A 26,505-nucleotide genomic window follows, 5' to 3' on the forward strand; every position below is an offset into this window, starting at 1 on the left:
AGAATCCGTATCTTCGAGTGCCCACACAGATTGTCTGATAAATTGTTAAAGAGCAGTGCAACGCGGCTTTCGCTCACCGTTGCGAGGTGGCGTATATTACGCTTTCCTCTTTCAGAGTCAACCCTGAATTTCAGGATTTTTCTCTTCAACCGGCCGGCTGTTTGTGTGAAGTGATTCACATCCGCCGTGTCGATGGAGGCGCATTATAGGGATCCCATTTTTTTGCACAAGCGTTTTTTGGATCTTTTTTTCTGTTTGTTGATTTTTCATCCCTTTCGCTCCATTCCTGCGCAAAGTGGCGATTTTTTGATGCTATCTCCCCTTGCACAACGCCGTTAAAGCAACCAAAGTCTTCATGACTATTCATTTATGATGAGGTAGACATGTCTGACACATTACGTCCTTATAAGGATCTTTTTCCTGAAATCGGTCAGCGCGTGATGATCGATACCAACAGCGTGGTTATTGGTGATGTCCGTCTGGCGGATGATATCGGGATCTGGCCGCTTGTGGTGATTCGCGGCGATGTGAATTACGTTGCGATAGGGGCTCGTACGAACATTCAGGATGGCAGCGTTCTTCACGTAACCCACAAGTCTCCATCCAATCCACACGGCAACCCATTAATCATTGGCGAAGATGTTACCGTTGGCCATAAAGTTATGCTGCACGGCTGTACCATCGGTAACCGCGTACTGGTCGGTATGGGCTCCATTGTGCTGGATGGCGCGATAATAGAAGATGACGTAATGATTGGTGCGGGAAGCCTGGTGCCGCAGCACAAACGGCTGGAAAGTGGCTATTTATATCTTGGCAGTCCGGTAAAACAGATCCGCCCCCTGAGCGATGCTGAGAGATCGGGCCTGCAGTACTCCGCCAATAACTATGTAAAATGGAAAGACGACTATCTTTCTCAGGATAACCATATCCAACCGTGATCGTCTTCCTGCTGGGCCAGGATTAATGCTTCAGCCTCTTCTTCCAGGTCCCAGCGATACTCACGAAAAATGGTCAGCCATTGCTCCGCTGTTTCTCCACCAAAGCGATACGCCAGTACATCTTTTTTTATTGCACACGTGAGTTGCATCCCATTAACCAGGGCGGGAAAGATGACAGCGCTGGCGGCAGTATCCCATTCTTCGCGGTCAGGGAATTGTATGGACTGGTTCACGCTAATAATTCCTGCTGTAGCTGCTCAATCACTGGCTCGACCTGCGGTAATACACCGTGCCAAAGCAAAACGGCATGTGCAGCCTGCCCCACCAGCATTCCCAGCCCATCTGCGTAGCGTTTTGCGCCCTGTTGTACACACCAGGAGAGAAATGGCGTATTCCCTTTTTGATAGAACATGTCATAGCAACAGAGGGAAGGGTGAATAAGTGACGCTGGTATCGCCGGGATTTCGCCCCGTATGCCGCTGGAGGTCGCATTAATAATTAGGTCAAACTCACAACCATCCAGCTTGTCCATATCCGTGGCATGAACGCTGCCGGTATGAGCAAAGATTTTCGCCAACGCTTCGGCACGTGAAGCTGTACGGTTGGTGATAGTGACCGCGCAATCCAAAGAAAGCAGAGGTAACAGCACGCCCCGGGATGCGCCGCCCGCGCCAATCAGCAAAATACGCCATCCTGGGCGGATAAAATTTAAACGTTCGAGATCGCTTAATAAACCGATACCGTCAGTATTGTCGCCAAGCAAACGACCATCTTCCAGCCGTTTTAATGTATTGACGGCTCCCGCCAGCGATGCTCGTTCCGTTAACTCATCCGAACGCGCAAACGCCTCCTCTTTAAAAGGTACTGTGATGTTTGCGCCTTTTCCCCCTGCCGCGAAAAAGGCATCAAGCGTATTAATGAAATTATTAATAGGGGCCAGCACGCGACCATAGGGGTGAACAATATCTAGCTGCTGAGCAAATTGCTGATGAATAAATGGCGATTTGCTGTGCGCAATCGGATTTCCAAAAACAGCATAGGTTTCCATCATATTACCCCTGTCGAAACAGTTCGCCCGTCAGAGCATCGCGAATTTCTGAAGGATTTAGACGCCCACCCGTTGCGCCTTCAACCACCGGAAAATCATCGCCAAATTGCGCACGCACCTCTTCAACGGTACGACATGGCGGTAATCCGCTCAGATTGGCGCTGGTGGAAACCAGCGGTTTGCCATACGCATTGCATAGCGCGACCACCAGCGGGTGGTTGGTAACACGAACGGCCAGGGAATCAAAACGTCCCGTGAGCCACCGCGGCGTTGTCGCGGGCGCAGGAAAAACAAACGTTACCGGCCCGGGCCAGCAATCAAATACCGCTTTACGCTGTGCGACGGTAAGTATGGTGTCATCAATATAAGGTTTTAACTGCTCAAAGCTGGCGGCAATCAAAATGAGTCCCTTATCGACGGGCCGTTGTTTTAACGCCAGCAGGCGCGTAACGGCTGTTTCACTATCGGGATCGCAGCCGACGCCGAAAACGGCTTCTGTTGGATAAGCGATGACATTTTCTTTATTCAGGAGATCTACCGCTGCGGCGATAGATCCTGTTGGCAGGTTATTATTCACTTGTTTATTCCACCGGAACCGGCTTTCCACATTGTTTACTGGCGCAAAAGCGCTTCACGCCCTGCGCGGTTTTCTTTTCGATGAGTAGCGGATAATGGCACTCGGGGCATTCCCCCGCAACCGGTGTGAAGTTAATGACGAACTGACATTCCGGGTAGCGATCGCAGGAATGAAAGATTTTACCGTAACGAGAACGGCGCTGGACCAAATGTCCTTGCTGGCAGGCTGGACAGGCAATCGCCGTTTCATCCGGTTTATCAATAACCACTGTATGTTCACATTGCGGATACTGACTGCATCCGATGAACATGCCAAAGCGCCCCTGACGCAGCACCAGTACGGCGCCGCACTCAGGACACAGTTGCCCCTCCAGAATTTTAACGATATGCCCGTCCGCCTGACTTTTCAGCGGACGAACGTAATCGCATTCCGGATAGCGAGAACAGCCGAGAAACGGACCATGTTTCCCGGAGCGAATTACCAGTTCGGCCCCGCACTGCGGGCAGGGCTCATTTTTACGCACCGAAAACAGTGCTGATTTAGCCATATTCACTCATGCAGCATTAACACCTATCAATGCAGCATACCTTCATTTACCTCAAAGAGTAATTCTTCCATTTGCTGATAGGCGTTTTCACAGCCCGGAATGTTGAATAACACCATCAAAATAACCCATTTCAAGTCTTCCAGGTCAAACTCTGCGGTATCCAGCGCCAGCACACGCTCAATCACCATTTCTCGTGTTTCGAGGTTTAGCACCTGAATCTGCTCAAGGAATAACAGGAACCCCCGGCAACTGGCATCAAGCCTTTCACACTCTTCAACCGTATAAATGCGCATTGAAAGAGGGTCGGAAGCAAGTTGCATGGGTTCCGCGAGGCCATCCTGATAGTCAGCGAGTTTTTCCAGCCACAGCAGCGCATTGTAGATGTCTTCGCGATCAAACCCAGCGTCGGTGAGATCACGCTCCAGTCTGTCCTGATCCACGCGCAGCTCGGCTTCGTTATGGATGTATGTTTCAAACAAATACATTAGTACGTCGAACATGGCTTGCCCTCCTTAATCGGACATAGCCGCCGGGTACAGCTGCGATCCATCCTGCTAACTCCAGTTCGAGTAGCTGAGCCACTACCGCTGGCACAGGTTGGCCGGCACGTTCAGCGACGACGTCAACAGGTGTTACCTCATCTCCTACGTTAGCCAGGAGCTCAGGAAATGGCAATGCCGCCTCATCCTGATTTAGTGAATAAAGTGAATTTTCCGCCGTAGTTGGCAACCAGTGTAAGCCGTATTGCAAATTTTCCAGAATATCCTCCGGCGTCGTCACAAGCGTGGCCCCTTGTTTAATTAACCAGTGCGTGCCTTCGCTTCCCGGACTACCGATAGGACCTGGTAATGCAAAAACGTCCCGCCCCTGTTCAAGCGCGCAGCGCGCCGTCACCAACGAACCGCTGCGCAACGCCGCCTCAATCACCAGCACGCCTTTGCTCAGTCCGCTGATGATACGGTTTCTGCGAGGAAAATGTTGCGGTAGCGGAGGCGTTGAAAGCGGAAATTCTGAGACCACTGCGCCGCCGGTAGCAATCAAGTTTTCAGCCAGCATGGCATGTCGGCGAGGATAAATCTTTGCCAAGCCATTCCCTAACACCGCTACACTTTTTCCCCCATACTCACCGCGGCGTTGTGTGGTACGCCATCAATTCCCCGGGCAAGGCCGCTGGTGATCGTCAAACCGCTTTTCGCAAGGCTTTCGCAAAGCAGACGTCCCCAGCGTTCTCCATACCAGGAGTGGCTCCGGCTCCCTACGACGGCAAGTTGGCAGGTATGCAGACAGGCAGGATCGCCGTCAATAAAAATAGCGCCGGGATAATCATCAATAGCACGCAGTTGGGGAGGATAAATCTCACTATCCGCACACAGAAAATGATGCTGCGGTAGTTCAAGCCAGCGTAACGTCTCATCAAGCACACCTGCTGGAAGCTGTAAAAAACGTTCAGCTTGCCGCGCGGTAAGACCAGCCTCCTGAAGGTGCGTGCGATTTATCTGAGGCTGACGAATAAGCGAGTTCGCCATGTTCAACATCGCCTCGCCATAAAGGTCGCCGACGTACATTAAACGTAACCAAATTTCGGTACGGGCCATCCTTTCCCTCCCCTGCCACAAGCAGTCTGAACAATCTTTGCGATTGGTCACTGATGCTGTCAATCAGGTGGGGATTTGTCTAGAATAGAGGTAATAATCTTTTCAACTCCTGAACACAACTCTGGATAATTATGTCAGTTTTGCAAGTGTTACATATTCCGGACGAGCGCCTTCGCAAAGTCGCAAAGCCGGTTGAAGAAGTGAATGCAGAAATTCAGCGTATCGTCGATGATATGTTCGAAACGATGTACGCGGAAGAAGGTATCGGTCTGGCCGCAACGCAGGTCGATATCCACCAGCGGATCATCGTGATTGACGTTTCGGAAAACCGCGACGAGCGCCTGGTACTCATTAACCCGGAATTGCTGGAGAAAAGTGGCGAAACGGGTATAGAAGAAGGCTGTCTGTCGATCCCGGAACAGCGCGCTTTAGTGCCGCGCGCCGAGAAAGTGAAAATCCGCGCGCTGGATCGCGACGGCAACCCGTTTGAGCTTGAAGCGGATGGTTTGCTGGCAATCTGCATTCAGCATGAGATGGATCACCTGGTCGGTAAACTGTTTATCGATTATTTGTCGCCGCTGAAGCAACAACGTATTCGTCAGAAAGTAGAAAAACTCGACCGCCTGAACGCCCGGGCTTAAAGGACAAGAACCAACGTGTCAGATTCACTACGTATTATTTTTGCGGGTACACCTGACTTTGCAGCGCGTCATCTCGACGCGCTGTTAACTTCTGGACATAACGTTGTCGGCGTATTTACCCAACCCGATCGTCCAGCAGGTCGCGGCAAAAAGTTGATGCCCAGCCCGGTAAAAGTGCTGGCGGAAGAAAAAGGCCTGCCCGTTTTCCAGCCCGTGTCGCTTCGTCCTCAGGAAAACCAGCATCTGGTGGCTGACTTACATGCCGACGTCATGGTTGTCGTAGCATATGGTCTGATTCTCCCAAAGGCAGTGCTGGATATGCCCCGTCTCGGATGTATCAACGTTCACGGTTCGCTGCTTCCACGCTGGCGCGGCGCGGCGCCTATTCAGCGCTCACTCTGGGCAGGCGATGCGGAAACCGGCGTCACAATTATGCAGATGGATGTAGGGCTGGATACCGGCGACATGCTGTATAAACTTGCGTGCCCGATTACCGCAGAAGATACCAGTGGCTCACTGTATAATAAGTTGGCTGAACTTGGCCCGCAGGGGTTAATTACCACACTAAAACAACTGGCGGACGGCACAGCGACGCCTGAAGCGCAGAATGAAGCGCTGGTCACTCATGCGGAAAAGCTCAGTAAAGAAGAAGCGCGTATTGACTGGTCTCTCTCCGCAGCACAGCTGGAGCGTTGCATTCGCGCCTTTAATCCGTGGCCAATGAGCTGGCTGGAAATCGACGGCCAGCCGGTAAAAGTCTGGCAGGCGTCCGTCATTGAGGACGCCACGCAGTCGCTGCCGGGAACCATTCTGGCCGCGACGAAACAGGGCATTCAGGTTGCAACAGGCAAGGGGATATTAAATTTGCTTTCGCTTCAGCCTGCCGGCAAAAAAGCGATGAGCGCCCAGGATCTGTTAAATTCACGCCGGGAATGGTTTATTCCTGGTAACCGTCTTGCCTGACGGTCACGTCTTTATAAGCCCGGTGTTACCGGGCATTTTTATTTTATACATATGAAAAAACAAAACAATTTACGTAGTCTGGCAGCACAGGCCGTTGAACAGGTCGTCGAGCAGGGACAATCATTAAGTAATGTGCTCCCGCCGCTGCAACAAAAAGTCGCCGATAAAGACAAAGCGCTACTTCAGGAGCTGTGCTTTGGCGTACTGCGCACCCTTTCACAGCTGGAATGGCTAATCAATAAGCTGATGTCTCGTCCAATGACCGGCAAGCAGCGTACAGTGCATTACTTAATTATGGTCGGCTTTTATCAGTTGCTGTACACCCGCGTTCCTCCCCATGCGGCGCTGGCTGAAACCGTTGAAGGCGCGGTCGCCATCAAACGTCCGCAGTTGAAAGGGTTAATTAACGGCGTCCTGCGCCAGTTCCAGCGCCAGCAGGAAACGTTGCTTAATGAGTTTGCGACCAGCGATGCGCGCTTTTTACATCCAGGTTGGCTGGTAAAGCGTTTGCAAAATGCTTACCCCACACAGTGGCAACACATTATTGAAGCGAATAACCAGCGTCCACCGATGTGGCTACGTGTAAATCGTACACACCACACCCGCGACGGTTGGCTTGGCTTACTTGAAGACGCAGGCATGAAGGGATATCCCCATCCCGATTATCCCGACGCTGTACGTCTGGAAACGCCAGCTCCGGTACATGCTTTACCCGGTTTTGCTGAGGGTTGGGTAACTGTCCAGGATGCCTCTGCGCAGGGATGTGCGGTTTTTCTCGCTCCTCAGAACGGTGAGCACATTTTAGACTTGTGCGCCGCGCCCGGCGGTAAAACCACGCATATTCTCGAAGTGGCCCCTGAAGCAGACGTGTTGGCAGTTGATATTGATGAACAACGACTCTCCCGCGTTTACGACAACCTAAAGCGTCTTGGGATGAAAGCGACAGTTAAACAAGGGGATGGACGTTATCCCTCCCAATGGTGCGGCGAGCAGCAGTTTGACCGTATTCTGCTGGATGCGCCCTGCTCCGCAACCGGCGTCATTCGCCGTCATCCAGATATCAAATGGCTGCGTCGCGATCGCGATATCGCGGAACTGGCGCAATTACAGGCGGAAATTCTTGATGCCGTCTGGCCGCGCCTGAAGCCCGGCGGGACGCTGGTTTACGCCACCTGTTCCGTACTGCCGGAAGAAAACCGCGATCAGATCAAAGCCTTTTTGCAACGCACTCCCGATGCCGCGCTCAGCGAAACGGGAACACCTGATCAGCCAGGACAGCAAAATCTGCCGGGCGGCGAAGAAGGTGATGGGTTCTTTTACGCTAAGCTAATCAAGAAGTGATGAGATAACGGGCCACGACTGATGAAAATTATCATACTGGGCGCAGGGCAAGTTGGTGGAACACTGGCGGAAAACCTGGTCGGCGAAAACAACGACATCACGGTGGTTGATACCAACGGCGAACGGTTACGCAGTTTGCAAGATAAGTTCGATCTACGCGTAGTGCAGGGGCATGGTTCGCATCCCCGCGTATTGCGCGAAGCGGGCGCTGACGATGCGGATATGCTGGTCGCTGTCACCAGTTCAGATGAAACTAATATGGTTGCCTGCCAGGTAGCCTATTCACTCTTCAACACTCCAAACCGTATCGCCCGCATTCGCTCCCCGGACTATGTTCGCGATGCGGATAAACTCTTTCATTCTGAAGCGGTTCCGATTGATCATCTGATCGCGCCGGAGCAGTTGGTTATCGATAATATTTATCGCCTGATCGAGTATCCGGGAGCATTACAGGTTGTAAACTTTGCCGAAGGGAAAGTCAGTCTGGCAGTAGTTAAAGCCTACTATGGCGGTCCACTAATAGGTAACGCGCTCTCGACAATGCGAGAGCATATGCCGCATATCGATACCCGCGTTGCCGCAATTTTCCGCCATGACAGACCAATCCGTCCTCAGGGCTCGACTATCGTGGAAGCAGGGGATGAAGTCTTCTTTATTGCGGCTTCACAGCATATCCGTGCAGTAATGAGCGAATTACAGCGTCTGGAAAAACCCTACAAGCGCATCATGCTGGTGGGCGGCGGCAATATCGGCGCCGGGCTGGCAAGGCGTCTGGAAAAAGACTATAGCGTTAAATTGATCGAACGCGATCAACAACGCGCCGCAGAATTGGCTGAGAAACTGCAAAACACGATCGTCTTTTTTGGCGACGCCTCCGATCAGGAATTGCTGGCGGAGGAGCATATTGATCAGGTCGATCTCTTTATCGCGGTCACTAACGATGATGAAGCCAATATCATGTCCGCGATGTTGGCCAAGCGGATGGGCGCCAAAAAAGTGATGGTGCTGATTCAGCGCCGCGCTTATGTCGATCTTGTGCAGGGTAGCGTTATAGATATTGCGATTTCTCCGCAGCAGGCCACCATCTCTGCATTACTGAGCCATGTGCGTAAAGCGGATATCGTCGGCGTTTCCTCACTACGTCGCGGGGTTGCCGAAGCCATCGAAGCCGTCGCGCACGGCGATGAAAGCACTTCCCGCGTGGTTGGCCGCGTCATTGACGAAATTAAACTGCCGCCAGGCACCATTATTGGCGCGGTGGTGCGTGGAAATGATGTCATGATTGCTAATGACAATTTGCGCATTGAACAAGGCGATCACGTCATTATGTTTTTGACCGATAAAAAGTTTATTACCGACGTCGAACGTCTGTTCCAGCCAAGTCCTTTCTTCCTCTAATTTAAGGGGCGCTCATTCAGCGCCCTTTTTAATTCCCTTTATTTATCAAGGTTTAATTTATTTCGCTAAACAGAAGCCGTAAATGGAAAATGCCTTAGCATTTGTTAAACTTATAACGTCAGCTGCATAGGGAGAATAAAAATGAGTTTTATTAAAGAATTTCGCGAATTCGCGATGCGCGGAAATGTTGTGGATTTGGCAGTGGGTGTCATTATTGGCGCGGCATTCGGTAAGATTGTTTCTTCACTGGTTGCCGATATTATTATGCCGCCGTTGGGATTGTTAATCGGCGGGATCGACTTTAAACAATTTGCTTTTACGTTACGCGAAGCGCAGGGAGATATTCCGGCGGTCGTCATGCATTACGGCGTGTTTATCCAGAACGTATTTGATTTTGTGATTGTGGCCTTTGCTATCTTTGTTGCCATTAAGCTTATCAACAGACTCAACCGTAAAAAAGCAGAAGAGCCGGCAGCTCCGCCAGCGCCTTCTAAAGAGGAAGTGTTATTGGGCGAAATCCGCGATCTGCTGAAAGAACAAAATAACCGTTCTTAATCAGCAGAAGGCCAGTGGTAAAAAAGTTACTTACTTTCTTGCCACTGGCCTCCCAGTTCCCTCGATTACCGTGTTTACCTTTACGCAGATAACTTCCTTTGCCTTTCTTATTTTTTTCAACGCGTTGCCTGAAAAGGGGATCGTGCAGTAATGCCTCAATGGCATTGTCCTTTATCTGCCCTTTCTTATGTTGATAACGACTCATAATGTCTCCTGATTGTATAAATTAACGGCGCGAGTGTAGCCCCGCCGGTTCAATAAATCAACATCCTGATTTCGCCCCACTGGCCCCCTGTTCCAGGGCTTCCAGAATGGAACAATAGACGCTACTGTGGGCCGTTCCACAACAAGCATCATTAAGCCTTTGTAACGAACGCTGCATCGTTTGCAGTTCCGCAATCCTGGCTTCAACCTCCTGCAATCGCTCTTGCACAATACTTTTTGATTCCTGACAGGTATGGTGCTCAGGATCAATTCGGATCGATAGAAGTTCACGGATCGACTCAAGCGTGAAACCCAACTGCCGAGCATAACGAATAAACTTGAGACGCTGCAGATCGTTTTCGGTATACAGACGAAACCCGCCTTCAGTACGTACCTCATGATCCATCATCTGCTGTTTTTCATAGTAGCGAATGGTATCAGGCGTTACGTCTGCCAGCTTTGCCAGCTCACCAATGCGATACATACAAGCTCCGTTAATTATCGTTGATTTTATGCAGCAGTTTTTCTGCATACTCACCGTGTAAAAAGTCGGTACTCAACCCAGCCTGCCGAAGTTTTAGTTCAAGCAGCGAGAGCTGGCGACTAACCTGATGGTATCGAGGGTCATCTTCCCGGATACTGTTGAGGATATCAAGTAACTGAATAGCATCTCTGCGCTGCTCCAGTTCAGGGGGAAGACAGCCCGCATTCTTGAGTAAGCGATAACCCGCACGAAGTTCCGCCGGCACATGAGAATCATCATCCAGAATAAGCGGCTCGCCACGGCCAGGCAAATTATCAAACTCGCCTTTACGCTGTGCCTCGATAATATGACGCTCTGCCCACTGGTCAAGTAACCACATACGTCGCTCCAGGGATTGAACGAAAAGAATACAATTATTGTAGATATGTGGGGTTCAGGAGGGTATAAAAAAACCCGCCGAAGCGGGTTTTTTTACGTTACTACAGATTACTCTGCAGCAGCTTCTGTTTTCTCTGAACGATCAACCAGCTCGATGTATGCCATCGGCGCGTTGTCGCCTGCACGGAAGCCACACTTCAGAATGCGAGTGTAACCACCGGCGCGGCTCGCGAAACGCGGGCCCAGCTCGTTAAACAGTTTTGCCACGATCTCGTTATCACGAGTACGGGCGAATGCCAGACGACGATTAGCAACGCTATCAGTCTTGGCAAGAGTAATCAGCGGCTCAACTACGCGACGCAGCTCTTTCGCTTTAGGCAGGGTCGTCTTGATGATTTCATGACGAACCAGTGAACCTGCCATGTTGCGGAACATAGCCTGGCGATGGCTGCTGTTGCGGTTCAGTTGACGACCACTCTTACGATGGCGCATGACCTTATCCTTCTCAGTAAAACCTTAACCTGTGATCCGGTTACTCGTCAGCGATGCTTGCCGGTGGCCAGTTTTCCAGGCGCATACCCAGAGACAGTCCACGGGAAGCCAGCACGTCTTTAATCTCGGTAAGAGATTTTTTACCCAGGTTAGGCGTCTTAAGAAGCTCAACCTCGGTACGCTGTACCAGATCACCGATATAGTGGATAGCTTCTGCCTTGAGGCAGTTAGCAGAGCGGACAGTCAATTCCAGATCGTCAACAGGGCGCAGCAGGATCGGATCGAATTCTGGTTTCTCTTCTTTCACTTCCGGTTGACGTACATCACGTAAATCAACGAAAGCTTCCAGTTGTTCAGCCAGGATGGTTGCCGCACGACGAATCGCCTCTTCAGGATCGATTGTGCCGTTGGTTTCCATTTCGATGACCAGCTTGTCCAGGTCGGTACGCTGTTCTACACGCGCTGCTTCAACATTGTAGGCAATACGCTCTACAGGGCTGTAGCAGGCGTCGACCAGCAGACGGCCGATTGGGCGCTCATCTTCTTCCGAATGAATTCGGGTAGAAGCCGGCACATAACCACGACCGCGCTGAACTTTGATACGCATACTAATAGACGCGTTTTCATCGGTCAGGTGGCAGATCACGTGCTGCGGCTTGACGATTTCGACATCCCCATCATGGGTGATATCGGCTGCAGTCACAGGGCCAATGCCAGATTTATTCAGGGTAAGAATAACTTCATCTTTACCCTGAACTCTCACCGCCAGCCCTTTCAGGTTGAGCAGGATTTCCAGGATGTCTTCCTGAACGCCTTCTTTGGTGCTGTACTCATGTAGTACACCATCAATCTCAACCTCGGTCACCGCGCAACCCGGCATCGATGAGAGCAGAATACGGCGCAGTGCGTTACCCAGAGTATGGCCGAAGCCACGCTCTAAAGGCTCAAGGGTCACCTTGGCGTGCGTCGAACTCACTTGCTCGATATCTACCAGGCGCGGTTTTAGAAACTCTGTCACAGAACCCTGCATTGTGTCCTCTCTTTGGTACTAAGCTTTACTTGGAGTAAAGCTCGACGATCAGGTGTTCGTTAATGTCCGCAGACAGATCAGAACGCTCAGGCTTACGCTTGTACGTACCTTCCATCTTGCCAGCATCAACTTCCAGCCAGGTTGGCTTTTCACGCTGCTCAGCCAGCTCCAGAGCGGCTTTCACGCGAGACTGCTTCTTCGCTTTCTCACGAATGCTAACAACGTCATTCGGACTAACCTGATAAGAAGCGATGTTAACAACACGACCGTTTACCATAATTGCTTTATGGCTAACCAGCTGACGTGCTTCCGCACGAGTGGCGCCGAAGCCCATACGGTATACAACGTTGTCCAGACGACCTTCCAGCAGAGCCAACAGGTTTTCACCGGTGTTGCCTTTCAGACGTGCTGCTTCTTTGTAGTAGTTACGGAACTGACGCTCCAGCACACCGTAAATGCGGCGAACTTTTTGCTTTTCACGCAACTGCACACCATAGTCAGACAGACGCGGCTTACGCGCACCGTGCTGGCCAGGAGCTTGTTCAATTTTACACTTGGTATCGATCGCGCGAACGCCAGACTTAAGGAATAAGTCGGTGCCCTCACGACGGCTCAGCTTGAGCTTAGGACCCAAATATCTTGCCATTTTCTTTCTCCAACTAACCTGGAAAACGAAGCGTTATACGCGACGTTTTTTCGGCGGACGACAACCGTTATGAGGGATCGGAGTCACATCAGTAATATTAGTGATGCGGAAACCAGCGGCGTTCAGAGCACGAATAGTAGATTCGCGGCCTGGACCCGGACCTTTAACCATAACTTCCAGATTCTTGATACCGTATTCTTTCACGGCGTCAGCGCAACGCTCTGCTGCAACCTGAGCTGCAAACGGAGTGGATTTGCGAGAACCACGGAAACCGGAACCACCGGCTGTTGCCCAACCCAGCGCATTACCCTGACGATCGGTAATAGTCACGATGGTGTTGTTGAAAGAAGCATGGATATGAGCCACGCCGTCAGAGACTTGTTTTCTTACACGTTTACGTGCGCGAACTGGTGCCTTTGCCATTATTCAATCACCCCGATTATTTCTTGATCGGTTTGCGCGGACCCTTACGGGTACGAGCGTTGGTCTTGGTACGCTGACCGCGAACCGGGAGACCACGACGATGACGCAAACCGCGATAGCAACCAAGATCCATCAGGCGCTTGATGCTCATGCTGATTTCACGGCGCAGATCACCTTCAACGACAAATTTGGCAACTTCGTCACGCAGCGTGTCGATTTGTTCTTCAGACAGCTCACTGATCTTAACATTTTCAGCGATACCCGCTGCAGCCAGGATGGCTTTAGAACGGGTCTTGCCGACACCGTAGATCGAAGTTAACGCGATCACGGCGTGTTTCTGATCAGGAATGTTAATGCCTGCTATACGGGCCACTATGCACTCCTACTATTTAATATGTACGTACCATGCTGAAAAGCCCGTTTTCAGGATACTCAAATGGAAACGTACAGACATACAAAAGATTGGCTGGCTAATCTAGCCAGCTCAACCCAACTTTGCAAGAAAAATATGCGAAAAAATCAGCCTTGGCGCTGTTTATGCTTCGGCTCGGCACTGCAAATCACACGGATGACACCATCACGCTTAACGATTTTGCAGTTACGGCATAATTTCTTGACGGAAGCACGAACTTTCATTTTTACTCTCCGTAACTTCTCAGGCGACCAATTAACGGCCGTAGCCTTTCAGGTTCGCCTTCTTCAATGCAGACTCATACTGACTGGACATCATCAGAGTTTGCACTTGAGCCATAAAGTCCATAATCACGACAACAACGATAAGCAGTGAGGTCCCACCGAAGTAGAACGGCACTTTCATTGCATCACGCATGAACTCCGGGATCAGGCAGATAAAGGTAATATACAGCGCACCAACCAGGGTCAGGCGGGTCATTACTTTATCGATATACTTCGCCGTTTGCTCTCCCGGACGAATTCCTGGTACAAATGCACCGGACTTCTTCAGGTTATCTGCTGTTTCACGCGGGTTGAAAACCAACGCCGTGTAGAAGAAACAGAAGAAGATGATTGCAGACGCATAGAGTAACACATAAAGCGGTTGCCCAGGCTGCAAATACAGCGAAATTGTTGTCAGCCAGTTCCAACCAGTACCGCCCCCGAACCATGACGCGATGGTCGCCGGGAACAGAATAATACTGGAAGCGAAGATTGCCGGGATTACCCCCGCCATATTCACTTTCAGCGGTAAATGTGTGCTCTGTGCAGCATAGACACGACGACCTTGCTGACGTTTGGCGTAGTTTACCACAATACGGCGTTGACCACGTTCAACGAATACTACAAAGAACGTCACTGCAAATACTAATACTGCAACCAACAGCAACACGAGGAAGTGCAGGTCGCCTTGACGCGCTTGCTCGATAGTATGGGCAATGGCTGGCGGGAGTCCCGCAACGATACCAGCGAAGATGATGATTGAGATACCGTTACCGATACCGCGCTCAGTAATCTGTTCGCCGAGCCACATCAGGAACATCGTCCCTGTAACCAGACTTACAACAGCGGTGAAATAGAATGCAAAGCCTGGATTCATCACCAGGCCCTGCATACCAGGCATATTCGGCAAACCGGTAGCAATACCGATCGACTGGAATATCGCCAGCACCAGAGTACCGTAACGGGTGTACTGGCTGATCTTACGACGACCAGACTCCCCTTCTTTCTTAATTTCTGCCAGCGTTGGATGAACCACCGTCAACAGCTGGATAATGATCGACGCCGAAATATACGGCATGATCCCCAGGGCAAAGATAGAAGCACGGCTGAGAGCACCACCAGAGAACATGTTAAACATTTCAATGATGGTGCCTCGCTGTTGCTCAAGCAGTTTGGCAAGTACAGCGGCATCAATACCAGGGATCGGAATAAAAGAGCCAATACGGAACACAATCAGCGCGCCGATAACAAACAGCAGTCTGCGTTTCAGCTCACCTAAGCCACCTTTGGCACTTTGAAAATCTAATCCCGGTTGTTTAGCCATCTGCTACTTATTCCTCGATTTTACCGCCAGCAGCTTCGATAGCAGCACGAGCGCCTTTAGTAACACGCAGGCCACGAACAGTTACCGGAGTAGTGACTTCGCCAGCCAGGATCACTTTCGCGAACTCGATCTGGATACCGATAATGTTTGCCGCTTTCAGCGTGTTCAGGTCTACAACGCCGCCTTCTACTTTCGCCAGGTCAGACAGACGAACTTCGGCTGTAATCGCTGCTTTGCGAGAAGTGAAGCCGAATTTCGGCAGACGACGGTACAGAGGCATCTGACCACCCTCGAAACCGCGACGTACGCCACCGCCAGAACGAGACTTCTGACCTTTGTGACCACGACCACCGGTTTTACCGAGGCCAGAACCGATACCACGACCCAGGCGTTTACCCGCCTTTTTGGAGCCTTCGGCCGGAGACAGAGTATTTAAACGCATCTCTTACTCCTCAACTTTAACCATGAAGGAAACCGCGTTGACCATACCACGAACAGCAGGAGTATCCTCGCGCTCTACGGTGTGGCCAATACGACGCAGACCCAGGCCAAGCAGCGTTGCCTTGTGTTTCGGCAGACGACCGATTGCACTGCGGGTTTGAGTAATTTTAATAGTCTTTGCCATGGTTTATTTCCCCAGAATTTCTTCAACGGATTTACCACGCTTGGCAGCGACCATTTCTGGAGAATTCATATTTTCCAGGCCATCAATAGTTGCACGAACCACGTTGATCGGGTTGGTGGAACCGTATGCTTTAGCCAGAACGTTATGAACCCCAGCAACTTCCAGAACGGCGCGCATTGCACCACCGGCGATGATACCGGTACCTTCGGAAGCTGGCTGCATGAATACACGAGACCCCGTGTGAACACCTTTAACCGGGTGCTGCAGGGTGCCGTTGTTCAGCGCGACGTTAATCATATTGCGACGGGCTTTTTCCATCGCTTTCTGGATCGCTGCTGGAACTTCACGCGCTTTACCGTAACCAAAACCTACGCGACCGTTACCATCGCCTACTACAGTCAGAGCTGTGAAGGAGAAAATACGACCACCTTTAACGGTTTTAGATACGCGGTTTACCGCGATCAGCTTTTCCTGCAGTTCGCCAGCTTGTTTTTCGATGTGAGCCATCTTACACCTCTACCTTAGAACTGAAGGCCAGCTTCACGGGCAGCATCTGCCAGTGCCTGGACACGACCATGATATTGGAACCCGGAACGGTCAAAGGACACATCTTTGATGCCTTTTTCCAGAGCGCGTTCAGCGACAGCTTTACCCACAGCTGCAGCCGCGTCTTTGTTACCGGTGTACTTCAGTTGTTCAGCGATAGCTTTTTCTACAGTAGAAGCAGCTACCAGAACTTCAGAACCGTTCGGTGCAATTACCTGTGCGTAAATATGACGCGGGGTACGATGTACCACCAGGCGAGTTGCGCCCAGCTCTTTGAGCTTGCGGCGTGCGCGGGTCGCACGACGGATACGAGCAGATTTCTTATCCATAGTGTTACCTTACTTCTTCTTAGCCTCTTTGGTACGCACGACTTCGTCGGCGTAACGAACACCCTTGCCTTTGTAAGGCTCAGGACGACGGTAGGCGCGCAGATCTGCTGCAACCTGGCCGATCACCTGCTTATCAGCGCCTTTCAGCACGATTTCAGTTTGAGTCGGACATTCAGCAGTGATACCTGCCGGCAGCTGATGGTCAACCGGGTGAGAGAAACCTAAAGACAGGTTTACTACATTCCCTTTAACCGCTGCACGATAACCTACACCAACCAGCTGCAGCTTCTTAGTGAAGCCTTCGGTAACACCGATAACCATTGAGTTCAGCAGGGCACGCGCGGTACCAGCCTGTGCCCAACCGTCTGCGTAACCATCACGCGGACCGAAGGTCAGTGCATTATCTGCATGTTTAACTTCAACAGCATCGTTGAGAGTACGAGTCAGCTCGCCGTTTTTACCTTTGATCGTAATAACCTGACCGTTGATTTTGACATCAACGCCGGCAGGAACAACGACCGGTGCTTTAGCAACACGAGACATTTTTTCCTCCGATTAGGCTACGTAGCAGATAATTTCGCCACCAAGACCAGCCTGGCGCGCTGCACGATCAGTCATAACACCTTTAGAGGTAGAAACAACTGCGATACCCAGACCGGCCATAACTTTCGGCAGCTCATCTTTACGTTTGTAGATGCGCAGACCTGGGCGGCTGACACGCTGAATGCTTTCTACAACAGCTTTACCCTGGAAATACTTAAGAGTCAGTTCCAGTTCCGGCTTGGTGTCGCCTTCAACTTTAAAATCTTCAATAAAACCTTCTTCCTTCAGCACGTTGGCAATTGCCACTTTCAGCTTGGAGGAAGGCATGGTGACCGCAGCTTTGTTCGCGGCCTGACCGTTACGGATACGGGTCAGCATATCCGCGATCGGATCTTGCATGCTCATCTGTCTTTACTCCCGTGATTCAATTGGTGACAATTACCAGCTAGCCTTTTTCAGACCCGGAATTTCACCGCGCATAGCGGCTTCACGGACCTTAATACGGCTCAACCCGAACTTCCGCAGGAAAGCGTGCGGACGACCAGTTTGACGGCAGCGGTTACGCTGACGTGACGGGCTGGAATCACGCGGCAGAGTCTGCAGCTTAAGAACCGCATTCCAACGATCTTCGTCGGTTGCGTTCACATCAGAGATGATCGCTTTCAGTTCAGCGCGTTTCGCGAAGTATTTATCAGCTAAAGCTACGCGTTTTACTTCGCGTGCTTTCATTGATTGCTTAGCCATTTAGTAACCCTACCTTACTTGCGGAACGGGAAGTCAAAGGCAGCCAGCAGAGCACGGCCTTCTTCGTCAGATTTCGCAGTAGTGGTAATGGTAATATCCAAACCACGAACGCGGTCGACTTTATCGTAGTCGATTTCTGGGAAGATGATCTGCTCACGGACACCCATGCTGTAGTTACCACGACCGTCGAATGACTTAGCGGACAAGCCACGGAAGTCACGGATACGAGGAACAGCAATAGTGATCAGGCGCTCAAAGAACTCCCACATGCGTTCGCCACGCAGAGTTACTTTACAGCCGATCGGATAGCCCTGACGGATTTTGAAGCCTGCAACAGATTTGCGTGCTTTGGTGATCAACGGTTTTTGACCGGAGATTGCTGTCAGGTCTGCTGCTGCGTTATCCAGCAGTTTCTTGTCAGCGATCGCTTCACCAACACCCATGTTCAGGGTGATCTTCTCGACCCGAGGGACTTGCATGACAGAATTGTAGTTAAACTCAGTCATGAGTTTGTTAACTACTTCGTCTTTGTAGTAATCATGCAGTTTCGCCATCGTACTACTCCAAATTACTTGATAGTTTCGCTGTTAGACTTGAAGAAACGGACTTTTTTGCCGTCTTCGAATCTAAAGCCTACACGGTCAGCCTTGCCGGTTGCCGCATTGAAGATTGCAACGTTAGAAACCTGAATTGCAGCTTCTTTTTCAACGATGCCGCCCGGTTGGTTCAGAGCCGGAACCGGCTTCTGGTGTTTCTTAACCAGGTTGATACCTTCAACAATGACCTTGCCGGAAGACAGGACATTCTTAACTTTACCGCGTTTACCTTTATCTTTACCGGTTAACACGATAACTTCGTCATCACGACGGATTTTCGCTGCCATGATTCGCTCCTTAGAGTACTTCTGGTGCCAGAGAGATAATTTTCATGAACTTCTCGTTACGAAGTTCACGAGTTACCGGCCCAAAAATACGCGTACCGATAGGCTGCTCGCTGTTATTGTTTAAAATAACGCATGCATTACCATCGAAGCGAATGACAGAACCGTCCGGGCGACGAACACCCTTCTTGGTGCGCACCACTACCGCCTTCAGCACATCACCTTTTTTGACCTTACCACGCGGAATCGCTTCTTTGATGGTGATCTTAATGATGTCGCCTACGCCTGCGTAGCGACGGTGCGAGCCACCCAGAACCTTGATACACATTACGCGACGTGCACCGGAGTTGTCGGCGACGTTCAGCATAGTCTGTTCTTGGATCATTTTAGTGCTCCGCTAATGTCAACTACTACTGAGACCCGAAAATCAGGTCGTTAAAAAAACCCCATATCGAGGGCGCGGCATTATAACACCGCAAATCAGATATGGGTAGAAAAAATAAACGGCCCATCGCTGAGCCGTTTATTCGTTGAGAATGCGTACTGTATTACAGAACCGCTTTCTCTACAACGCGAACCAGAGTCCAGGATTTGGTCTTGGACAGCGGACGGCATTCGCGGATTTCAACCACGTCGCCGATACCGCATTCGTTGTTCTCGTCATGTACGTGCATTTTGGTCGTACGCTTGATGAATTTACCGTAGATCGGGTGTTTCACAAAACGTTCGATAGCAACAACAATGGATTTCTCCATTTTGTCGCTAACCACGCGACCTTGCAGAGTACGGATTTTATCGGTCATTACGCACCCGCCTTCTCAGTCAGTAAAGTCTTAACGCGTGCGACATCACGACGCACTTGCTTCAACAGGTGAGACTGTTGCAGCTGGCCACTTGCAGCCTGCATACGCAGGTTGAACTGCTCACGCAGCAGGTTCAGTAGCTCGGTGTTCAGCTCTTCAACGCTCTTCTCACGCAGCTCTTTTGCTTTCATTACATCACCGTCTTAGTTACAAAGGTGGTTTTAATCGGCAGTTTCGCTGCTGCCAGCTTGAATGCTTCACGGGCCAGCTCTTCCGGTACGCCGTCCATTTCATACAGGACTTTACCCGGCTGAATCAAGGCAACCCAATACTCCACGTTACCTTTACCTTTACCCATACGCACTGCCAGCGGCTTTTCAGTGATCGGTTTGTCCGGGAATACACGGATCCAGATCTTACCTTGACGCTTAACTGCACGGGTCATAGCACGACGTGCTGCTTCGATCTGACGGGCAGTCAGACGACCACGGCCAACAGCTTTCAGGCCGAAGCTGCCGAAGCTAACATCCGCGCCTGCAGCCAGACCACGGTTGCGGCCTTTGTGCATTTTACGGAATTTTGTACGCTTTGGTTGTAACATCAGCGACGCTCCTTATTTACGGCCTTTACGCTGCTGCTTTTTCGGTTGAGCAGCCGGTTTTTCCGGTTGTTCAACAGCAGCCATACCACCCAGGATCTCGCCTTTGAAGATCCACACTTTAACGCCGATTACACCATAAGTGGTGTGCGCTTCAGAGGTGTTGTAGTCGATGTCAGCACGCAGAGTGTGCAGCGGTACGCGACCTTCGCGGTACCATTCGGTACGTGCGATTTCCGCGCCGCCCAGACGGCCGCTAACTTCAACTTTGATACCTTTAGCGCCCAGACGCATGGCGTTCTGTACAGCACGCTTCATCGCACGACGGAACATAACGCGACGTTCCAGCTGAGAAGTGATGCTGTCAGCAACCAGTTTAGCGTCCAGTTCAGGTTTACGAACTTCGGCGATGTTGATCTGTGCAGGAACGCCAGCGATATCCGCTACGACCTTACGCAGTTTTTCTACGTCTTCACCTTTTTTACCGATAACGATACCCGGGCGAGCGGTGTGAATAGTCACACGGATGCTCTTAGCCGGACGCTCGATAACGATACGAGATACAGACGCTTTAGCCAGTTCCTTCGTCAGGTACTGACGTACTTTAAAATCGCTGTCCAGGTTGTCAGCGAATTCTTTGGTGTTCGCAAACCAGGTAGAGTTCCATGGTTTTACAATACCCAGGCGAATACCATTAGGATGTACTTTCTGACCCATTGCTAGTCTCCAGAGTCTCAGCGATCGGACACAACCACAGTGATGTGGCTGGTGCGCTTCAGGATGCGATCTGCACGACCTTTTGCACGCGGCATAATGCGCTTCATGCTCGGGCCTTCGTCTACGAAAATTTTCGTAACTTTCAGATCGTCAATGTCAGCGCCATCGTTGTGTTCAGCGTTAGCAATGGCAGATTCCAGAACTTTCTTGACCAGTACAGCCGCTTTCTTGTTGGTGTAGGTCAGAATATCCAGAGCCTGCGACACTTTCTTACCGCGAATCAGGTCAGCAACAAGGCGAACCTTCTGAGCAGAAGAACGAGCATGGCGATGTTTAGCGATAGTTTCCATCTCTTCCTCCTACCTTATTTCTTCTTCGCTTTTTTATCAGCAGCGTGGCCGCGATAAGTACGAGTCGGTGCGAATTCACCCAGTTTGTGACCGACCATTTCGTCGGAAACAAATACCGGAACGTGCTGACGACCATTATGGACAGCGATGGTCAAACCGATCATGTTAGGAAAGATCGTTGAACGACGGGACCAGGTGCGCAGGGGCTTCTTGTCTCCGCTTTCCACCGCTTTCTCTACCTTCTTCAGCAAGTGCAGGTCAATAAAAGGACCTTTCTTGAGAGAACGTGGCATGGCTTATCCTCTAAAATTATTTGCTACGGCGACGTACGATGAATTTATCAGTACGCTTGTTGCTGCGGGTCTTCTTACCTTTGGTCTGAACGCCCCACGGAGTTACCGGGTGCTTACCAAAGTTACGACCTTCACCACCACCATGTGGGTGGTCTACTGGGTTCATCGCAGTACCGCGAACGGTAGGACGAACGCCACGCCAGCGTGCAGCACCTGCTTTACCCAGAACGCGCAGCATATGCTCAGCATTGCCAACTTCGCCCAGGGTTGCACGGCAGTCTGCTTCGACTTTACGCATTTCACCAGAACGCAGACGCAGGGTGACATAAGCGCCATCGCGAGCAACGATCTGAACGTAAGTACCAGCGGAACGTGCCAGCTGACCGCCTTTACCTGGTTTCATTTCTACGTTATGAACGGTAGAACCAACCGGGATATTGCGCATCGGCAGGGTGTTGCCTGCTTTGATTGCAGCATCAACGCCAGACTGAATCTGGTCGCCAGCTTTCAGGCCTTTCGGGGCCAGGATGTAACGGCGTTCGCCGTCTTTGTACAGAACCAGCGCGATGTTCGCGGAACGGTTCGGATCGTACTCAAGACGTTCAACAACTGCCGGGATACCGTCTTTGTTGCGTTTGAAGTCAACAATACGATAAGCCTGTTTGTGACCACCACCGATATGACGAGTGGTGATACGGCCATTGTTGTTACGACCACCGGATTTGCTGTTTTTTTCAACCAGCGGAGCAAAAGGTTTGCCCTTGTGCAGCTCTGGGTTGACCACTTTAACGACGTGGCGACGACCCGGAGATGTCGGTTTACATTTAACAACTGCCATTGTATTACTCCTCCGACTTACTCAGCGCCGCCGACGAAGTCCAGATTCTGGCCTTCTTTCAGGGTGACGTAAGCTTTTTTCCAGTCGCTACGACGACCGATACGCTGTCCGTGACGTTTAACTTTCCCTTTAACTACCAGGGTGTTAACGACTTCGACTTCGACTTCAAACAGTTTCTGCACAGCAGCTTTGATTTCTGCTTTGGTCGCGTCTTTAGCAACTTTGAGAACGATGGTGTTGGTTTTTTCCATCGCAGTAGACGCTTTTTCAGAAACGTGCGGTGCGCGCAGCACCTTCAGCAGACGTTCTTCACGAATCATGCCAGCATCTCCTCAACTTGCTTAACAGCATCAGCAGTCATTACGACTTTGTCGAAGGCGATCAGGCTAACCGGGTCGATACCAGTCGCATCGCGTACGTCAACCTTGTGCAGGTTACGTGCGGCCAGGAACAGGTTCTCGTCCAGCTCACCGGTGATGATCAGCACATCTTCCAGAGCCATGTCTTTCAGTTTCTGTGCCAGCAGCTTAGTTTTCGGCGCTTCTACAGAGAACTTCTCGACAACGATCAGACGATCCTGACGTACCAGTTCGGACAGGATGCTTTTCAGCGCGCCGCGGTACATCTTCTTGTTAACTTTTTGACTGTGGTCCTGCGGACGAGCAGCGAAGGTCACGCCACCGGAACGCCAGATCGGGCTCTTGATAGAACCTGAACGCGCACGGCCAGTGCCTTTCTGGCGCCACGGTTTTTTACCGGAACCAGTTACTTCAGCACGAGTCTTCTGAGCACGAGTACCCTGACGAGCACCAGCTGCATAAGCAACAACAACCTGGTGAACCAGCGCTTCGTTGAAATCACGACCGAAGGTAGTTTCGGAAACAGTCAGCGCGCTCTGCGCGTCTTTCAATACTAATTCCATTGCTATCCCCTTACGCCTTCACAGCTGGTTTAACGATCAGGTCGCAACCGGTTGCACCCGGAACACCACCCTTAACCAGCAGCAGGTTGCGCTCAGCGTCAACGCGTACTACGTCAAGGCTCTGAACGGTTACGCGCTCATTACCCATCTGACCTGCCATTTTCTTGCCTTTGAACACTTTGCCCGGAGTCTGGTTCTGACCGATAGAACCCGGAACGCGGTGAGACAAGGAGTTACCGTGAGTAGCGTCCTGGGTACGGAAGTTCCAGCGCTTAACGGTACCAGCGAAACCTTTACCTTTAGAGGTACCGGTTACGTCAACTTTTTTAACGTCAGCAAACAGTTCAACGCTGATGCTCTGACCTACGGTGTATTCTTCGCCTTCAGCCAGACGGAATTCCCACAGACCACGGCCAGCTTCTACGCCAGCTTTAGCAAAGTGACCCGCTTCCGGCTTGGTGACACGGTTAGCTTTTTTAGCACCCGTAGTAACCTGAACAGCGCGGTAGCCATCGTTAGCCAGGTCTTTAACCTGAGTAACACGGTTTGCTTCAACTTCGATTACGGTTACTGGGATAGAGACGCCATCTTCAGTGAAGATGCGGGTCATACCCACTTTTTTACCGACTAAACCAATCATTGTATCAACCTCTCAATCGCTCGATGACCTGATTAACCCAGGCTGATCTGCACGTCTACACCGGCAGCCAGGTCCAGACGCATCAGAGCATCAACGGTTTTCTCGGTTGGCTCAACGATGTCAACCAGACGCTTGTGAGTGCGAATTTCGTACTGATCGCGCGCATCTTTGTTAACGTGCGGAGAGATCAGAACGGTAAAGCGCTCTTTGCGGGTCGGCAGCGGGATCGGACCGCGAACCTGCGCACCAGTGCGCTTGGCAGTCTCGACGATTTCCGCGGTTGATTGATCGATCAGACGATGATCAAACGCTTTCAGGCGGATACGGATTCTTTGGTTCTGCATGAGACCAGAGCTCCAATTATTTTATAAACGAAAATGATTACTCCTCACACCCATTACGATTGATGGGAGAGTGTAACCGTTCTTACGTAGCTCCCCGATTGGGAGCATTGTTAAATAGCCAAATCGGCTATTCGAGGTTCAAATCGAACCTGCCGTCAATTACGACAAGCCCGCGCATTATACGTAAATCTCAGCCTGACGCAAGTGTCGGATAGAAATTAAGCGCTTTATTCTTATGCGAGCATGATTCCAGATGGTACGCATGGAATGGCAACGCGCATCTTTTCTTTGGAAGGCATCAGGCAAACCTGGCAATACGTCGTTGCCGCTGTCGCATAAATCTACAAAGGTGAGCACAAGCCTTGACGAGGATTTGCTTATGTTTGTTGCCCTCCCCTTTCTCATTTTTTATGCGTCGTTCTCTTTATTACTTGGCATATACGACGCGCGTACCGGTCTGCTACCTGACCGGTTTACTTGTCCATTGCTGTGGGGTGGTCTGCTTTATCACCAGATTTGCCTGCCGGAGCGTTTACCGGATGCGCTTTGGGGCGCTATCGCCGGCTATGGCGGATTCGCGTTAATTTACTGGGGCTATCGCCTGCGTTATCAGAAAGAGGGGCTTGGATATGGCGACGTCAAGTACCTCGCTGCCTTAGGGGCGTGGCATTGTTGGGAAACACTGCCGTTACTGGTTTTCCTTGCCGCTATGTTGGCTTGTGGCGGGTTTGGCGTCGCGCTACTGGTGAGAGGTAAATCGGCATTAATAAACCCGCTACCTTTTGGGCCATGGCTGGCGGTGGCGGGTTTCATAACAGGTTGGAAAGTTTTCTTTCCAGACGGTTAATCGGTAACCTTAATTTGTGATTGCAGATAATTTTGCATACCAAGTTTGGCAATCAAATCCAACTCAGTTTCCAGCCAGTCGATGTGGCCTTCCTCGTCGGCAAGAATTTCAATCATCATATCCCGGCTGACATAATCATGAACGCTATCGGCATAGGCTATTGCCTCACGTAGATCTTTTGCGCCTTCCAGTTCGAGCCGGAGATCCGATCGTAGCATCTCTTCGACATCTTCACCGATGCCCAGCTTGCCCAGATCCTGTAGGTTCGGTATGCCTTCCAGAAATAAAATACGCTCAATATACTTATCGGCGTGTTTCATCTCATCAATGGATTCATGGTACTCAACATCATTAAGCCGGGTCAGCCCCCAGTTTTTGAACATACGGGCATGAAGAAAATACTGATTAATTGCGACAAGCTCATTTCCCAATAGTTTATTGAGATAATTTATGATTTTAACATCACCTTTCATTTTATAGTCCCTCCGCTTCCACTCTCTAGAGCGTAGATGGGGCTACAGGGATGTCAAAAAAAAGAGTGTGACTCAGGCGATCTCTTTAAATTCCGGCATTTGCGTTAACTCATCCTGCATCACTTCTCGCGCGGCGCGAATACACTTACCACATTGATTTCCCACAGGAATAAATTTACGCAACTGTTGAAATGACTGCGGATGAAATTGTCGTACAGCCTGGCGGATTTTTTTATCGCTTATACCATTACACAAACAAACGTACATGATCGCTCCCGTTCAATTTCCGCACAAAGTGTAAATGAGAATGGTTATGATTACAATAGCACAAAGCGATTTACGCCACGGGAGAAGCGTTAAAAAAGGCTAATAAATATAACAGCGGCTAAATAGCAGGCAACAAAAAGGGCGCCGAAGCGCCCTCTTCAATTCAAAACTAATTAACGAGTAATTAGCCCAGAACTTTAGCAACAACGCCCGCGCCAACAGTACGGCCGCCTTCACGGATTGCGAAACGCAGACCGTCGTCCATTGCGATCGGGTGGATCAGGGTAACAACCATTTTGATGTTGTCGCCCGGCATTACCATCTCTACGCCTTCCGGCAGTTCGATGGTACCAGTCACGTCAGTAGTACGGAAGTAGAACTGCGGACGGTAGCCTTTGAAGAACGGAGTATGACGGCCGCCTTCATCTTTGGACAGAATGTACACTTCAGATTCGAACTTGGTGTGCGGCTTGATGGTGCCCGGCTT

At 50.7% G+C, this 26,505-nt stretch carries 45 protein-coding genes and 3 pseudogenes; 7 read left to right on the top strand and 41 right to left on the bottom strand.

Annotation, left to right across the window (positions count from 1 at the left end; all coding sequences use genetic code 11):
* Positions 1–117 precede the first annotated feature (117 nt).
* A complete protein-coding gene (locus ACLJRS_RS23165; RefSeq protein WP_000795900.1) occupies positions 118–270 on the bottom strand; it encodes a hypothetical protein in 153 nt (50 codons plus the stop codon).
* A gap of 113 nt (positions 271–383) precedes the next feature.
* Between ACLJRS_RS23165 and ACLJRS_RS23170 the strand changes: the two genes are divergently transcribed.
* On the top strand, positions 384–938 hold the full coding sequence (locus ACLJRS_RS23170) for a gamma carbonic anhydrase family protein (RefSeq protein ID WP_001285626.1): 555 nt from the start codon (positions 384–386) through the stop codon (positions 936–938).
* Here ACLJRS_RS23170 and ACLJRS_RS23175 read toward each other — a convergent pair.
* The 6 genes and pseudogenes from ACLJRS_RS23175 to dprA all read right to left on the bottom strand — a co-directional run bounded on the left by ACLJRS_RS23175 (position 914) and on the right by dprA (position 4,705).
* Positions 914–1,171 (bottom strand): DUF1488 domain-containing protein, encoded by a 258-nt coding sequence (locus ACLJRS_RS23175; RefSeq protein ID WP_001076449.1) that lies wholly within the window; start codon positions 1,169–1,171, stop codon positions 914–916. The two genes, ACLJRS_RS23170 and ACLJRS_RS23175, sit on opposite strands and share 25 nt — an antisense overlap.
* Complete coding sequence (gene aroE, locus ACLJRS_RS23180) at positions 1,168–1,986, bottom strand: shikimate dehydrogenase (protein ID WP_000451198.1); 819 nt, start codon at positions 1,984–1,986, stop codon at positions 1,168–1,170. Before aroE ends, ACLJRS_RS23175 begins: the two co-directional genes overlap by 4 nt.
* 4 nt (positions 1,987–1,990) lie before the next feature.
* Complete coding sequence (gene tsaC / locus ACLJRS_RS23185) at positions 1,991–2,563, bottom strand: L-threonylcarbamoyladenylate synthase type 1 TsaC (RefSeq protein ID WP_001063615.1); 573 nt, start codon at positions 2,561–2,563, stop codon at positions 1,991–1,993.
* A gap of 4 nt (positions 2,564–2,567) precedes the next feature.
* Positions 2,568–3,110 (bottom strand): type I DNA topoisomerase, encoded by a 543-nt coding sequence (locus tag ACLJRS_RS23190; RefSeq protein ID WP_001129708.1) that lies wholly within the window; start codon positions 3,108–3,110, stop codon positions 2,568–2,570.
* A 26-nt stretch (positions 3,111–3,136) separates the two neighbouring features.
* The gene (smg, locus tag ACLJRS_RS23195; RefSeq protein ID WP_000460663.1) at positions 3,137–3,610 is read right to left on the bottom strand and encodes a DUF494 family protein Smg; all 474 of its coding nucleotides are present in this window, start codon (positions 3,608–3,610) and stop codon (positions 3,137–3,139) included.
* Positions 3,582–4,705, bottom strand: a pseudogene (dprA, locus tag ACLJRS_RS23200) (DNA-protecting protein DprA). The gene smg and the pseudogene dprA overlap by 29 nt, the downstream one beginning before the upstream one ends.
* 131 nt (positions 4,706–4,836) lie before the next feature.
* Between dprA and def the strand changes: the two are divergent.
* From def to mscL, 5 genes are all read left to right on the top strand, one after another.
* Entirely contained in the window at positions 4,837–5,346 is a 510-nt protein-coding gene (gene def, locus ACLJRS_RS23205) for a peptide deformylase (RefSeq protein WP_000114987.1), read from the top strand.
* A gap of 15 nt (positions 5,347–5,361) precedes the next feature.
* Complete coding sequence (gene fmt / locus ACLJRS_RS23210) at positions 5,362–6,309, top strand: methionyl-tRNA formyltransferase (RefSeq protein WP_001285165.1); 948 nt, start codon at positions 5,362–5,364, stop codon at positions 6,307–6,309.
* A gap of 51 nt (positions 6,310–6,360) precedes the next feature.
* Entirely contained in the window at positions 6,361–7,650 is a 1,290-nt protein-coding gene (gene rsmB / locus ACLJRS_RS23215; RefSeq protein ID WP_000744596.1) for a 16S rRNA (cytosine(967)-C(5))-methyltransferase RsmB, read from the top strand.
* Between the two features lie 21 nt (positions 7,651–7,671).
* Positions 7,672–9,048, top strand: a complete 1,377-nt coding sequence (gene trkA, locus ACLJRS_RS23220) for a Trk system potassium transporter TrkA (protein WP_000691374.1) — start codon at positions 7,672–7,674, stop codon at positions 9,046–9,048.
* A 141-nt stretch (positions 9,049–9,189) separates the two neighbouring features.
* Positions 9,190–9,603 (top strand): large-conductance mechanosensitive channel protein MscL, encoded by a 414-nt coding sequence (gene mscL / locus ACLJRS_RS23225; RefSeq protein ID WP_000008119.1) that lies wholly within the window; start codon positions 9,190–9,192, stop codon positions 9,601–9,603.
* A 1-nt stretch (position 9,604) separates the two neighbouring features.
* Here mscL and ACLJRS_RS23230 read toward each other — a convergent pair.
* The 31 genes and pseudogenes from ACLJRS_RS23230 to rpsJ form a co-directional block, all read right to left on the bottom strand.
* Positions 9,605–9,808, bottom strand: a pseudogene (locus ACLJRS_RS23230) (alternative ribosome-rescue factor A); the annotation flags it as partial.
* Between the two features lie 57 nt (positions 9,809–9,865).
* Positions 9,866–10,291, bottom strand: coding sequence for a Zn(2+)-responsive transcriptional regulator (gene zntR / locus ACLJRS_RS23235; RefSeq protein WP_000285588.1), 426 nt, complete (start codon positions 10,289–10,291; stop codon positions 9,866–9,868).
* A 10-nt stretch (positions 10,292–10,301) separates the two neighbouring features.
* Positions 10,302–10,670 carry a DUF1992 domain-containing protein gene (locus ACLJRS_RS23240; protein ID WP_000266515.1) on the bottom strand — a complete coding sequence of 123 codons (369 nt, stop codon included), beginning with the start codon at positions 10,668–10,670 and terminating at the stop codon, positions 10,302–10,304.
* 107 nt (positions 10,671–10,777) lie between these two features.
* Positions 10,778–11,161 (bottom strand): 50S ribosomal protein L17, encoded by a 384-nt coding sequence (gene rplQ / locus ACLJRS_RS23245; protein ID WP_001216370.1) that lies wholly within the window; start codon positions 11,159–11,161, stop codon positions 10,778–10,780.
* 40 nt (positions 11,162–11,201) lie between these two features.
* Complete coding sequence (locus ACLJRS_RS23250; RefSeq protein ID WP_001162094.1) at positions 11,202–12,191, bottom strand: DNA-directed RNA polymerase subunit alpha; 990 nt, start codon at positions 12,189–12,191, stop codon at positions 11,202–11,204.
* A 25-nt stretch (positions 12,192–12,216) separates the two neighbouring features.
* A complete protein-coding gene (gene rpsD, locus ACLJRS_RS23255; protein ID WP_000135226.1) occupies positions 12,217–12,837 on the bottom strand; it encodes a 30S ribosomal protein S4 in 621 nt (206 codons plus the stop codon).
* A gap of 33 nt (positions 12,838–12,870) precedes the next feature.
* Positions 12,871–13,260 carry a 30S ribosomal protein S11 gene (gene rpsK, locus ACLJRS_RS23260; protein ID WP_001029758.1) on the bottom strand — a complete coding sequence of 130 codons (390 nt, stop codon included), beginning with the start codon at positions 13,258–13,260 and terminating at the stop codon, positions 12,871–12,873.
* A gap of 16 nt (positions 13,261–13,276) precedes the next feature.
* Entirely contained in the window at positions 13,277–13,633 is a 357-nt protein-coding gene (rpsM, locus tag ACLJRS_RS23265; RefSeq protein WP_000090780.1) for a 30S ribosomal protein S13, read from the bottom strand.
* A 146-nt stretch (positions 13,634–13,779) separates the two neighbouring features.
* Complete coding sequence (gene rpmJ, locus ACLJRS_RS23270; protein WP_000868187.1) at positions 13,780–13,896, bottom strand: 50S ribosomal protein L36; 117 nt, start codon at positions 13,894–13,896, stop codon at positions 13,780–13,782.
* 31 nt (positions 13,897–13,927) lie between these two features.
* Positions 13,928–15,259: a preprotein translocase subunit SecY gene (secY, locus tag ACLJRS_RS23275; protein WP_001118864.1), complete on the bottom strand. Its 1,332-nt coding sequence runs from the start codon at positions 15,257–15,259 to the stop codon at positions 13,928–13,930.
* A gap of 7 nt (positions 15,260–15,266) precedes the next feature.
* Entirely contained in the window at positions 15,267–15,701 is a 435-nt protein-coding gene (rplO, locus tag ACLJRS_RS23280; RefSeq protein ID WP_001238917.1) for a 50S ribosomal protein L15, read from the bottom strand.
* A 3-nt stretch (positions 15,702–15,704) separates the two neighbouring features.
* Positions 15,705–15,884, bottom strand: a complete 180-nt coding sequence (rpmD, locus tag ACLJRS_RS23285; RefSeq protein ID WP_001140434.1) for a 50S ribosomal protein L30 — start codon at positions 15,882–15,884, stop codon at positions 15,705–15,707.
* 3 nt (positions 15,885–15,887) lie between these two features.
* Positions 15,888–16,391, bottom strand: coding sequence for a 30S ribosomal protein S5 (gene rpsE / locus ACLJRS_RS23290; RefSeq protein ID WP_000940121.1), 504 nt, complete (start codon positions 16,389–16,391; stop codon positions 15,888–15,890).
* Positions 16,392–16,405: 14 nt separating this feature from the next.
* Complete coding sequence (gene rplR, locus ACLJRS_RS23295; RefSeq protein WP_000358956.1) at positions 16,406–16,759, bottom strand: 50S ribosomal protein L18; 354 nt, start codon at positions 16,757–16,759, stop codon at positions 16,406–16,408.
* 9 nt (positions 16,760–16,768) lie between these two features.
* Positions 16,769–17,302 (bottom strand): 50S ribosomal protein L6, encoded by a 534-nt coding sequence (gene rplF, locus ACLJRS_RS23300; RefSeq protein ID WP_000091939.1) that lies wholly within the window; start codon positions 17,300–17,302, stop codon positions 16,769–16,771.
* Positions 17,303–17,314: 12 nt separating this feature from the next.
* On the bottom strand, positions 17,315–17,707 hold the full coding sequence (rpsH, locus tag ACLJRS_RS23305) for a 30S ribosomal protein S8 (RefSeq protein WP_000062611.1): 393 nt from the start codon (positions 17,705–17,707) through the stop codon (positions 17,315–17,317).
* A 33-nt stretch (positions 17,708–17,740) separates the two neighbouring features.
* Complete coding sequence (gene rpsN, locus ACLJRS_RS23310; protein ID WP_001118932.1) at positions 17,741–18,046, bottom strand: 30S ribosomal protein S14; 306 nt, start codon at positions 18,044–18,046, stop codon at positions 17,741–17,743.
* Between the two features lie 14 nt (positions 18,047–18,060).
* Positions 18,061–18,600, bottom strand: coding sequence for a 50S ribosomal protein L5 (gene rplE / locus ACLJRS_RS23315; protein WP_001096206.1), 540 nt, complete (start codon positions 18,598–18,600; stop codon positions 18,061–18,063).
* Between the two features lie 14 nt (positions 18,601–18,614).
* Positions 18,615–18,929, bottom strand: coding sequence for a 50S ribosomal protein L24 (gene rplX, locus ACLJRS_RS23320; RefSeq protein WP_000729185.1), 315 nt, complete (start codon positions 18,927–18,929; stop codon positions 18,615–18,617).
* A 10-nt stretch (positions 18,930–18,939) separates the two neighbouring features.
* Positions 18,940–19,311 (bottom strand): 50S ribosomal protein L14, encoded by a 372-nt coding sequence (gene rplN / locus ACLJRS_RS23325; protein ID WP_000613954.1) that lies wholly within the window; start codon positions 19,309–19,311, stop codon positions 18,940–18,942.
* A 163-nt stretch (positions 19,312–19,474) separates the two neighbouring features.
* Positions 19,475–19,729 (bottom strand): 30S ribosomal protein S17, encoded by a 255-nt coding sequence (gene rpsQ / locus ACLJRS_RS23330; protein WP_000130101.1) that lies wholly within the window; start codon positions 19,727–19,729, stop codon positions 19,475–19,477.
* Positions 19,729–19,920: a 50S ribosomal protein L29 gene (gene rpmC, locus ACLJRS_RS23335; protein ID WP_000644742.1), complete on the bottom strand. Its 192-nt coding sequence runs from the start codon at positions 19,918–19,920 to the stop codon at positions 19,729–19,731. The genes rpsQ and rpmC overlap by 1 nt, the downstream gene beginning before the upstream one ends.
* Positions 19,920–20,330, bottom strand: coding sequence for a 50S ribosomal protein L16 (rplP, locus tag ACLJRS_RS23340; RefSeq protein ID WP_000941208.1), 411 nt, complete (start codon positions 20,328–20,330; stop codon positions 19,920–19,922). The genes rpmC and rplP overlap by 1 nt, the downstream gene beginning before the upstream one ends.
* 12 nt (positions 20,331–20,342) lie before the next feature.
* A complete protein-coding gene (gene rpsC, locus ACLJRS_RS23345; protein WP_000529945.1) occupies positions 20,343–21,044 on the bottom strand; it encodes a 30S ribosomal protein S3 in 702 nt (233 codons plus the stop codon).
* 17 nt (positions 21,045–21,061) lie between these two features.
* Complete coding sequence (gene rplV / locus ACLJRS_RS23350) at positions 21,062–21,394, bottom strand: 50S ribosomal protein L22 (protein WP_000447529.1); 333 nt, start codon at positions 21,392–21,394, stop codon at positions 21,062–21,064.
* A 14-nt stretch (positions 21,395–21,408) separates the two neighbouring features.
* The gene (gene rpsS / locus ACLJRS_RS23355; RefSeq protein ID WP_001138115.1) at positions 21,409–21,687 is read right to left on the bottom strand and encodes a 30S ribosomal protein S19; all 279 of its coding nucleotides are present in this window, start codon (positions 21,685–21,687) and stop codon (positions 21,409–21,411) included.
* A 16-nt stretch (positions 21,688–21,703) separates the two neighbouring features.
* Positions 21,704–22,525, bottom strand: coding sequence for a 50S ribosomal protein L2 (rplB, locus tag ACLJRS_RS23360; RefSeq protein WP_000301869.1), 822 nt, complete (start codon positions 22,523–22,525; stop codon positions 21,704–21,706).
* Positions 22,526–22,542: 17 nt separating this feature from the next.
* Positions 22,543–22,845, bottom strand: coding sequence for a 50S ribosomal protein L23 (gene rplW, locus ACLJRS_RS23365; protein WP_000617546.1), 303 nt, complete (start codon positions 22,843–22,845; stop codon positions 22,543–22,545).
* Complete coding sequence (rplD, locus tag ACLJRS_RS23370; protein WP_000424395.1) at positions 22,842–23,447, bottom strand: 50S ribosomal protein L4; 606 nt, start codon at positions 23,445–23,447, stop codon at positions 22,842–22,844. Before rplD ends, rplW begins: the two co-directional genes overlap by 4 nt.
* A 10-nt stretch (positions 23,448–23,457) precedes the next feature.
* On the bottom strand, positions 23,458–24,087 hold the full coding sequence (rplC, locus tag ACLJRS_RS23375) for a 50S ribosomal protein L3 (RefSeq protein ID WP_000579838.1): 630 nt from the start codon (positions 24,085–24,087) through the stop codon (positions 23,458–23,460).
* Between the two features lie 32 nt (positions 24,088–24,119).
* Positions 24,120–24,431 carry a 30S ribosomal protein S10 gene (gene rpsJ, locus ACLJRS_RS23380; RefSeq protein ID WP_001181005.1) on the bottom strand — a complete coding sequence of 104 codons (312 nt, stop codon included), beginning with the start codon at positions 24,429–24,431 and terminating at the stop codon, positions 24,120–24,122.
* A 379-nt stretch (positions 24,432–24,810) separates the two neighbouring features.
* On the opposite strand from rpsJ, the gene hopD reads away from it, so the two are divergent.
* Entirely contained in the window at positions 24,811–25,278 is a 468-nt protein-coding gene (gene hopD / locus ACLJRS_RS23385) for a prepilin peptidase (RefSeq protein ID WP_000495848.1), read from the top strand.
* Here the strand turns inward: hopD and bfr are convergent.
* The 3 genes and pseudogenes from bfr to tuf form a co-directional block, all read right to left on the bottom strand.
* Positions 25,275–25,751 (bottom strand): bacterioferritin, encoded by a 477-nt coding sequence (gene bfr, locus ACLJRS_RS23390; RefSeq protein ID WP_000675530.1) that lies wholly within the window; start codon positions 25,749–25,751, stop codon positions 25,275–25,277. The two genes, hopD and bfr, sit on opposite strands and share 4 nt — an antisense overlap.
* A 72-nt stretch (positions 25,752–25,823) precedes the next feature.
* A complete protein-coding gene (bfd, locus tag ACLJRS_RS23395; RefSeq protein ID WP_000289082.1) occupies positions 25,824–26,018 on the bottom strand; it encodes a bacterioferritin-associated ferredoxin in 195 nt (64 codons plus the stop codon).
* Between the two features lie 184 nt (positions 26,019–26,202).
* A pseudogene (tuf, locus tag ACLJRS_RS23400) lies at positions 26,203–26,505 on the bottom strand (elongation factor Tu); the annotation flags it as partial.

Origin of the sequence: Salmonella sp. SAL00670, from assembly GCF_046552235.1 — a bacterium.
Lineage (GTDB): Bacteria > Pseudomonadota > Gammaproteobacteria > Enterobacterales > Enterobacteriaceae > Salmonella > Salmonella enterica.